This is a genomic window from Photobacterium makurazakiensis (genome assembly GCF_050336715.1).
GTDB lineage: Bacteria > Pseudomonadota > Gammaproteobacteria > Enterobacterales > Vibrionaceae > Photobacterium > Photobacterium makurazakiensis.
Genome location: NZ_JAKJSJ010000005.1, coordinates 1 through 1,242, shown reverse-complemented (window position 1 = coordinate 1,242; position 1,242 = coordinate 1). Strand labels below are relative to the sequence as shown.

Here is a 1,242-nt window from a genome sequence, read left to right as displayed (position 1 = left end):
GCTTGTACGTACACGGTTTCAGGTTCTATTTCACTCCCCTCACAGGGGTTCTTTTCGCCTTTCCCTCACGGTACTGGTTCACTATCGGTCAGTCAGGAGTATTTAGCCTTGGAGGATGGTCCCCCCATGTTCAAACAGGATATCACGTGTCCCGTCCTACTCGATTTCACGACTAAAGCGCTGTCGGTTACGGGGCTATCACCCTGTATCGCTGTGTTTTCCAACACCTTCACCTAACGCTAAAGCCGCTTAAGGGCTAATCCGGTTTCGCTCGCCGCTACTGCCGGAATCTCGGTTGATTTCTCTTCCTCGGGGTACTTAGATGTTTCAGTTCCCCCGGTTCGCCTCGTTACACTATGTATTCATGTAACGATAACTGCTTATGCAGCTGGGTTTCCCCATTCGGAAATCGTAGACTCAAGTGGCTTTTACTGCCTAATCTACGCTTATCGCAAGTTAATACGTCCTTCATCGCCTCTGACTGCCCAGGCATCCACCGTGTACGCTTAGTCACTTAACCATACAACCCCAAGAGGTTTCGTATGGCAACAACCAAGGTTCACTCTCTAGTTAAAGAGAATTATTTGTTTTCGCCGGACTCTTACACAAGACACTTGAATGTGTTTGTTTTGAGAACTCGTATCTCGTTCTTATTAAAAGAAGCAAGATACATTTTTAATCGAATCATTCGTCGTAGTGATGAACGATTGAATTTACTAGTCAGCTTTCCAGATTGTTAAAGAGCATTGTGTTTCACTATCTCCAAAGAGATACNAGAACCACTTTCTAATRATTTTCTACAAGTCTCACAGGCGTCAAAAAACGGACTCAACAAAGTTANCCTTTATTGAATCTGCGATTTTGTGCAGAAAACTTTTAGAGAGTGGTGGGCGATACCGGGCTCGAACCAGTGACCCCCTCCTTGTAAGGGAGGTGCTCTCCCAACTGAGCTAATCGCCCTCGGTTGTTTTACTTCCTTCGTGGGGAAGAATGGTGGGTCGTGCAGGATTCGAACCTGCGACCAATTGATTAAAAGTCAACTGCTCTACCAACTGAGCTAACGACCCGTGGCGTCCCATAGGGGAGTCGAACCCCTGTTACCGCCGTGAAAGGGCGGTGTCCTAGGCCTCTAGACGAATGGGACTAAGTATTTCTGCGAATGTTGTTGGGCAACATTCGCGCTCTCTTACATTTCGACCAAGCAATCTGTGTGGACACTGCATAAAACAGCAGGTCATATCG

3 tRNA genes and 1 rRNA gene are annotated in these 1,242 nt (G+C 46.9%); all 4 read right to left on the bottom strand.

Features of this window, described 5'->3' with window-relative positions:
• Positions 1–520: ribosomal RNA gene (locus tag L4D09_RS00315) — 23S ribosomal RNA — on the bottom strand; the annotation flags it as partial.
• A gap of 364 nt (positions 521–884) precedes the next feature.
• A tRNA-Val gene (locus tag L4D09_RS00310) sits at positions 885–960 on the bottom strand.
• A gap of 31 nt (positions 961–991) precedes the next feature.
• Positions 992–1,067: transfer RNA gene (locus tag L4D09_RS00305), tRNA-Lys, on the bottom strand.
• Between the two features lies 1 nt (position 1,068).
• Positions 1,069–1,144 (bottom strand) — tRNA-Glu (locus L4D09_RS00300).
• Positions 1,145–1,242: the final 98 nt, after the last annotated feature.